This window comes from Streptococcus sp. 1004_SSPC (genome assembly GCF_001069025.1).
GTDB lineage: Bacteria > Bacillota > Bacilli > Lactobacillales > Streptococcaceae > Streptococcus > Streptococcus vestibularis.
On the sequence record NZ_JWGQ01000019.1, the window covers coordinates 21,240 to 29,374 of the forward strand.

6 protein-coding genes are annotated in these 8,135 nt (G+C 42.0%); all 6 read left to right on the plus strand.

Annotation, left to right across the window (positions count from 1 at the left end; translation table 11 throughout):
• The first annotated feature begins 3 nt into the window (after window positions 1–3).
• Window positions 4–1,512 (plus strand): accessory Sec system glycosyltransferase GtfA, encoded by a 1,509-nt coding sequence (gtfA, locus tag ADF62_RS02165; protein WP_003093330.1) that lies wholly within the window; start codon window positions 4–6, stop codon window positions 1,510–1,512.
• Complete coding sequence (gtfB, locus tag ADF62_RS02170; protein ID WP_003096672.1) at window positions 1,509–2,861, plus strand: accessory Sec system glycosylation chaperone GtfB; 1,353 nt, start codon at window positions 1,509–1,511, stop codon at window positions 2,859–2,861. Before gtfA ends, gtfB begins: the two co-directional genes overlap by 4 nt.
• The gene (gene asp4, locus ADF62_RS02175) at window positions 2,854–3,033 is read left to right on the plus strand and encodes an accessory Sec system protein Asp4 (protein ID WP_003093671.1); all 180 of its coding nucleotides are present in this window, start codon (window positions 2,854–2,856) and stop codon (window positions 3,031–3,033) included. The genes gtfB and asp4 overlap by 8 nt, the downstream gene beginning before the upstream one ends.
• A 4-nt stretch (window positions 3,034–3,037) precedes the next feature.
• On the plus strand, window positions 3,038–3,262 hold the full coding sequence (asp5, locus tag ADF62_RS02180; protein ID WP_003096674.1) for an accessory Sec system protein Asp5: 225 nt from the start codon (window positions 3,038–3,040) through the stop codon (window positions 3,260–3,262).
• A gap of 35 nt (window positions 3,263–3,297) precedes the next feature.
• Entirely contained in the window at window positions 3,298–4,299 is a 1,002-nt protein-coding gene (locus ADF62_RS02185; protein WP_003094565.1) for a sugar transferase, read from the plus strand.
• A gap of 557 nt (window positions 4,300–4,856) precedes the next feature.
• Window positions 4,857–8,135 (plus strand): accessory Sec-dependent serine-rich glycoprotein adhesin (locus tag ADF62_RS02190; RefSeq protein WP_048787970.1); only part of this gene is annotated, 3,279 nt, incomplete at its 3' end.

Sequence of the window (8,135 nt, forward strand, 5' to 3'; positions counted from 1 at the left end):
ATTATGACAGTATATAACATTAATTTAGGCATAGGGTGGGCCAGCAGTGGTGTCGAATATGCTCAGGCCTATCGTGCTAAGATTTTCAAGGAAATGGGGCAAGAAGCAAAATTTGTTTTTATGGACCTCATCCTTGGGGATAATATCGAGCATATGACTAGCAAGATTGATTTTTCAGACGATGAAATCATCTGGCTCCATAGCTATTTTACAGATGTTAAGATTGCACCATCGACCATTAGTCTAGCAGAAATCGAAGCCATCTTACCTACCGATCCTGAGCGTAAGGAAGTAGCTGGTCGCCTCATTCGTTACCATTATCCACAGGATGATATGGTAGTAGCATGTAACCTTCGTGCCACTGATGAAGGCGCGGTGGAAACCGTCAGCTATTTTGTCAATGACAAGCTCTTGCGCAAGGATTTTTACTCCTACACTCGTTATTGCAGTGAGTATTCTGCGCCTAAGGACAATCAAGCCAAGGTTTACCAACGCCGTTTTTATAACGAAGATGGATCTACAGCCTATGACATGATTGTAGGAGACAATAATCAAGATATCTATCGTTTCCCAGATCAGGTTCTCTATGGTAAGCAAGAATTCCTTCGCTATTTCTTCAAACGTCTGGCCCTAACTAAGGATGATGTGGTCATCTTGGACCGTGAAACAGGTATTGGTCAGTTGGTCTTTGAAGAAGCGCAGGCTGCTCGCCTAGGTGTCGTTGTTCACGCTGAGCACTTTAGTGTCAATCAAACTGATGACAACTATATTCTCTGGAATAACTATTACGAGTACCAATTTACCAATGCGGATAAGGTTGATTTCTTTATCGTGGCGACAGATCGTCAGAGGGAAATTCTGCAGGAACAGTTCCGTCACTATACCAACCATGATCCCAAAATCTACACCATTCCAGTGGGAAGCTTGACTAAATTAGTCGGACAGAACAAGACACGTAAGCCGTTCTCAATGATTACGGCCTCACGATTGGCTCAGGAAAAACACATTGACTGGTTGGTTCGTGCGGTTATCGAGGTTCATAAGACTCTGCCAGATATCACTTTTGATATCTACGGTAGTGGTAGTATGGATGCCAAGTTGCGTGAGATTATTGTCGAAGGGCAAGCAGGAGAATACATTCGTCTCATGGGACATGCTGATTTGACCGACATTTATAGCCAGTACGAGGTCTATCTGACAGCTTCAACCAGCGAAGGTTTTGGACTCACTCTCATGGAAGCGGTTGGTTCGGGACTTCCGATGATTGGATTTGATGTGCCTTACGGAAATCAAACCTTTATCCAAGATGGAGTTAACGGTTATCTCCTCCCCGTTGCTGAAAATCATGTCGTGGATGTTATCACCAAGTCCTATAAGGATGCCATTGTTCGTCTCTACGAAGAAGGTAATATCGAGGCCATGCGCCAAAAATCTTATGACTTTGCCAAAGGTTTCTTGACTAGTCAAGTCAAGGCAGCTTGGAAACAGTTACTTGAGGAGGTACGCTCATGATATTCTTATGTGATTACTATAATCAAGCCAGTAAGGATTTGGCTTACTCTCTTCAGGCAGCAGGCTACGATGCTACAACAGTTGTCATCAATCCAGATGGATTCCTCCCTCAAGGAGCTCTTTCTCCTTTCACCTATTATGTGGAAGCAGTAGAGGAAATTGGCAAACCACGCTTTTTCAACCAAGTTCCTGTGCCAGCCTTTTGGGAAATTTCAGGGAACAATCAGATGGCGCGTGTGTCTAATCTCACCGAAGAACGTGCCCGCATCACCTACCCTGAAGGTAGCAAGGCTCGTATCGTTAAAAGTGTCGAATGGTTAGACAAGTCAGGAAAGATTCGCCAAGTAGACCACTACAACAAATACGGATTCTGCTTTGCCAAAACCACTCATGATGAGAACGGTCAGCCACTCTTTACCAGCTACCAAACCAAAGAAGGCGACGAACGTATCTTGGAAAATCATCTCACCAGTGATATTCTCTTGACCCTACCAGGACAAGCCCTTCGTCGTTTCACCAACCGAACCGAATTTATCAAAGCCTTTCTAGCTCAGGTCTTTGGTGAAATCGATCACATTATCTTTAATAGCTTGGCGACACCTTTCATCGTCTCATGGACTATGGAAAATAAAGGTGCCACTGATGTCCTTGTTTGGCAAGAGCCGCTAGGTGATGTCCTTCCAGGTAACATGAATGGTATCTTGGAGGATAATTCAGCCAGAGCCAATGCTATCATCATTCCTGATAAGGCCACTTATGAAAAAGCTTTGACCTTGGCGCCAGAGGATAAACATCATAAGATTTTGTCTCTTGGCTATGCCTATGACTTCAAGGAAAATTATGGTAAACCTCGTAATGCTTTTATCGCAACCAATTCAGACCAAATTGAGCGTTTAGAAGCCTTGGTTGAGTCACTCCCTGATGTGACCTTCCAGATTGCGGCAGTCACTGAGATGTCACCAAGATTGCTCTCAATGATGCGTTATTCAAACGTTGTGCTCCATCCAAACGCTAGTCACAAGCAGTTGGACAAGCTCTATCAAGAGTCTGACCTCTACTTGGATATCAACCATTATAATGAATTGTACAAGGCGATACGAACAGCCTTCGAACATCAGTTGTTGATTTTGGCCTTTTCAGAAACAGCTCATGGACGTGTTTATACAGCACCAGAGCATATCTATGCCAGTCAGGACTATCCAGCTATGGTTGCTAAAATTAAGCAGGTTCTGGGCAACAATCAAGCCATGCAAGAAGCCATGCAAGCTCAAAAAGCTCAAGCCAATACTCTGCCTGCTTCTGAGTTGGTCGACCGCTTACAATCACTTTTAGGAGGAAATCATGTCTAAAAAAGATTTGTTCTACGGTGACGTTGAAGGTCGTATGGAAGAACTCAGGCAAAAGCCTATCATAAAGGAAAAAGAAACTAGAGGAGAGAAGATCAACAAGAGCTTTTCAATCATGCTCGGACTTGTTATCATCATCGGTTTAATCTTCACCCTCATTGGTTTGTTGAGGTAGTTCTATGATGTTAGTATTTATGGTTCTAGCAGTGATTCTTTCGGTTTTCCTTATCGTCCTAGTGACCATCCAACCACGTCAGACACAGATTTTTTCAACGGATGCTACGAGTAATATCGGTAAACCTAGTTATTGGGCTAGCCAACCGATTCGAAAAATGTTGACCTTGGCTATTAGCTTAGCCCTCTTTGTTCTCCTACTTATTTTTATGATTGTCTCTTATAAGTAGAGGATTTTATACCATATAACAGAAAGAAGTATGTCATGCGCGTACATTTTACAAATTTATTTGGCCAGTCCTCACGTAGTGTGGCCTTGATTGCCCAAAATGATACCATGAAGATTGTCAAAGACCTAGGTGCTAATGAACTGGGGATTTACTTCTATGATAGCAGCCAAGAGCCAGCTGGAGAATTGAATGCTCGTCTTGATGGGGTTGTAGCAGGAGTGAGTGTTGGAGATATCGTTTTCTTCCAGTCACCATCATGGAATGGTAGTGAATGGGATAGCCGATTGCTTAGTAAGTTCAAGGCTGTTAATGCTAAGACCGTTATGTTTATCCATGATGTCCCACCTCTCATGTTTGATAGTAACTACTATCTCATGTCTTCTTATATTGACATGTACAATCTCTGTGATGTCATCGTTGTTCCATCTGAAAAGATGCGTGATCGACTAATTGAGGAAGGGCTAACAGTTGAGAAGATTATCATCCAAAAACTTTGGGATTTGCCTCATAGCCTAGACTTACATCAACCTAGCTTCCAAAAGAAGATGATTTTTGCTGGGAATCCAACACGCTTTCCACACGTTCTAGACTGGAAACAAACAACCCCTCTACATGTTTATGCGGACAAACAAGAGGATAAGGATTATTCCAAAGTCCACCTCGAAGGCTGGCGAAATAAACATGAGCTTTTGCTAGAACTATCTAAGGGAGGATTTGGTCTGGTCTGGGGGAATTCGGAAAGACCAGAGGACGAACCCGACTACTATAAGTTGAATATTTCTTATAAACTTTCTACCTACTTGGCGGCAGGTCTACCAGTCGTAGTGCCTAACTATCTCTCAAATGCAGACTATATCAAAGAACATGGTCTAGGATTCGTCGTTTCAAGTCTGGAAGAAGCAGATCGTTGCGTTCAAGAATGTACCAAGGAGCAGTATGCACAGATGGTAGCTAACGCCAAGTATACTGCCTACCTCATTAGTCGTGGTTATTTCACAAAGAAACTATTTATTGATGCTATCATGGCATTAAGTTAGTATTTAAAGGATTATCAGAAGTAATCCTTTTTTTGCTACTATTCTGAGTATATATCTTGACTTTTCGAAAACTACTCAAATTATTTTTAATTTGTACTAAAGGATTTAAGGAAGATTCGTCTCATTAGGAACAATCTTAAAAAATACCAGCTAATAGACTAACAGATGTAAAGAATTTCCCTTAAATAATTGATTGTAATTGTGTGATAATTTATCAAAAGCGGAATTACAGGTCTGGCCTTTCTTACCAAACGTAAGAAAGATGAAGAAAAAGTGAAGACTTCTAAGATTTCATAAGTGACTCATTATCTTCTAACTAAGACAATTAAATCCCCTTATCGATTGAAATGTTTTCCTAATTGGTAGGGATTTTTTTATACTTTAACCCAAAAATATCAAATAGTTTTAATATATGTTGGATTTTCGATTATTGTAGTGTTTTTGAGGGGAGAAAGGATTTATAAGTTGATTGAAAGTAATCTCGAAATGAGATTTTTTGCTTAATTTTATGATAAAATTTAATGGAGTGTTTTATTCAAAGAATTAATGGAGAAGATATGTTTTTTAGAAGGAATGAAGGTCAATATCGTGAAACTGAGCGTGTGACACGTTTTAAACTGGTTAAGTCAGGAAAGTACTGGCTTCGTTCAGCGATGTCGAATTTTGGTCTTTTTAAGGTGCTTAGAGGGGGTGTAGATACTCCGTCTCTTAACACTCAACAGGTGGAGGTGAATGAACATGCTTTTTCAGGTCAGACACTGCTAAAGGGTGTGCTTGCAACGGGGGCCGTACTAGGTGGGACTGTTGCGACTCAAGTGACTCATGCGGATGAAGTGACTAATCAGCCAATTTTGGAAAGTGAAGCAGGAGCTAGGGCTGATCTCTTAGCTACATCTGATTCAGTTGTTCTAGGGAATATTGGGTCCGTAATTAGCGCTCAAGAGAGTCAGGTAAATAGTCAAGAGTTATCTGAAACTGTGTCAAGTCAGAATTCGGAGGCTTCTTTGAATGAGTCCTTATCACGTAGTCAATCGATGTCAGTTTCTGAATTGACTTCAAAATCGACATCCTTGTCACTGAGTCTTTCGTTTTCTGCCTCCTTGTCAGATTCTTTAGTCTCTAAGTCGGAGTCAGCAAGTCAGACGGATTCTTCTTCTCGTAGTTTATCTGAGAGCATGTTGAGCGGCTCTTTGAAGAATAGCTCTAGCGAATCTGTTCAGTCAGTTAGCAATAGTGATAGTAGTGATTCTAAAGATGGCGTGAATCTTGTGAGCTCGGAGTCTGCTTTGTTAAACGCGTCCTTGACGTCTGAAGTTTTGAGTAATCGTCAGCTGTCTGAAGCTGCGACTGGTATGCTTGCCGCGTCGGTTGTGGCTGATGCTGAGCGCTTAGAACAAGAAAAGCATCTCAAAGATTTAGCCTTAGACATTTATACCTATAAAGCTCAAGCTGTTGATTTGCCAAATACGGATGCTGCTATTCTCAAGGGAGATAAAGCGCTGGATGCCATTCGTGTCAGTCTAGCTGATCGTGACAGTGATGTGACGCCTACGATTGCTCAGGCTCGTCAGGCTAGAAATAGTCTTGCCAATGCGGTTCTTCGTGCGACATCTGGTCAACGTGATCCTCGTAATGGTTCTCGTATTGATGCTAATAGCAATCTCCGTGCACCCCAGTATAAATTAGGTCCGGCTAACAATGCTTTGATTTCAGTGTATAATTCGGACAGCATTAACCAGGCTTATAATGTTGTTGAAACGATTCCTACACGAAATAATATTAAAAGCATTGGCTACGCTTCTGGTAGTGATCGGGTGAATGGCATCATCGTACCTCAGACGTCGGCACTAAAAAATAGTGCTGTGGCTTTTAATATCTTTGGAACTGTTGGGGCTACTGAAGTAGTGACACCTGGGAAAATTTATAATCTTTCTTTTGTAGTGACCAATACAGCTAGGCAATCAGTGACGCGTACATTACGTATTCAGGTTTTGCCGCAAAATGATGGCATTCGAAACCCGATTACGGCTGTGACAACGGGCACTTTTGTTAATGACACAAGTAATCTCGCTCAGGCCGAAAAAGATAAGGTTTGGGAGGCTTTTAAGGCTTCTAATCCGAATATTTCAACTTCGAAGGACTTCAAGGAGTACTCTGTATCAGCGTCTGGTGTGGTAACAATTACTTATAAAGATAACACCACTAATGATGTAACTGCTCCAGTGAAGCGACTAGCAGCACCAACTGTTGAAACGAGATTATTGGATAAGGCATATACACAGACACCTGTGACGGTGACGGGAGCCGAGCCAGGTTCTACAGTTGTTCTATACAATAATGACGACGAAGTGGGAATAGCAGTGGCAGATGCTTCGGGTCAAGCGATTGTGACGCCGACAGTTAAGTTACAAACAGGTGGTGTAACAGCCAAAGGTCGTATCATGTATGGTGATTATGCGGTGTATTCAGATGCCAGCAATTCCGTGGCTGTAACGGACGGAACACGTCCTGAAGTGACAGCTAAGTTGACTGTCAATGGTGTGGAACCTAAGTCAACACCTCTTGAAGGTGGTGGGAAAAACTACACTATCTATGCAGGCGATGACGCTGTATTGACCTTTACGGCTACAGATGACAGTGGCAAGCTCAAAGAATTGAAAGTCGTTGCAAGAGCTGACTTAAATGACAATACCTTAAACGGGAATTTCTTTGGTGGCAGTCAGTATGGAACAGGGAATATTGCACCTATTACGGGTGATATTACAGCAACGACTGATAATCCAGCAACCCTTACAACGACCATTCATTTGAAGGATGATCTTTATCATTCCTTTCGAAATACATGGCAACGTAATGTTGCTGCTATTGACAATGCGTCAAATATGAATCGTCCAAATGGCTTGGGTGAGATTCGTATTACTCAGGGACGATTAGCAGATCGTACACCAGGAGTGGCTCCAACTAGCATTATTCAGGTGACAAGTTTGACTGCCTTGACAGATTCGGATAAAAGCAAGATTATTGCGGCTGTGTCAGCTTTGAATCCAGAGGTTGCAAACCGTATTAAGTCTTATACGGTTAATAGTAATGGTACGGTAACGATTACTTATAAGGATAGTACTACTAATGTTGTAGCGGTGAGATTATCGGATAGTGATTACAGTCAATCAGTTTCGCAAAGTACCAGTCAGTCTAAGCAAGAATCGATTTCACAAAGTCAAAGTGAGTCTGTTAAGCAATCGGCATCGACCAGCCTTTCATTGAGCACGGTAGCCTCAAAAAGTGTCTCAAGTTCCTTGAGTGAGTCCTTGAAGACTAGCGTTTCACAAAGTGAATCTGTTTCAACGAGTGCGTCATTGAGTGCTGAGAAATCACAGAGTGTTTCAAGTTCCTTGAGTACATCCTTGAAGACTAGTATTTCGCAAAGTGAGTCCACTTCAGAAAGTGCCTCAATCTCAGAATCAGCAAGCACATCCGCTTCAGAGTCAGCGTCAACAAGTGCTTCAGAATCAGCAAGCACATCCGCTTCAGAGTCAGCATCAACAAGTGCTTCAGAATCAGCGTCAACAAGTGAGTCAATTTCTAAATCACAATCAGTATCAAATTCAGAATCAGCTTCTGTAAGTGAGTCAGTTTCAGAGTCACAATCAGTATCGAACTCAGAATCGGCTTCAGTAAGTGCCTCGAACTCAGAATCGCAATCAGTATCAAATTTAGAATCAGCCTCTGTAAGTGAGTCAATCTCAGAATCGCAATCAGTTTCTAATTCCGATTCAGCGTCAGAAAGTGAGTCAGTTTCAGAGTCACAATCATTGTCAAATTCAGAATCGGCTTCA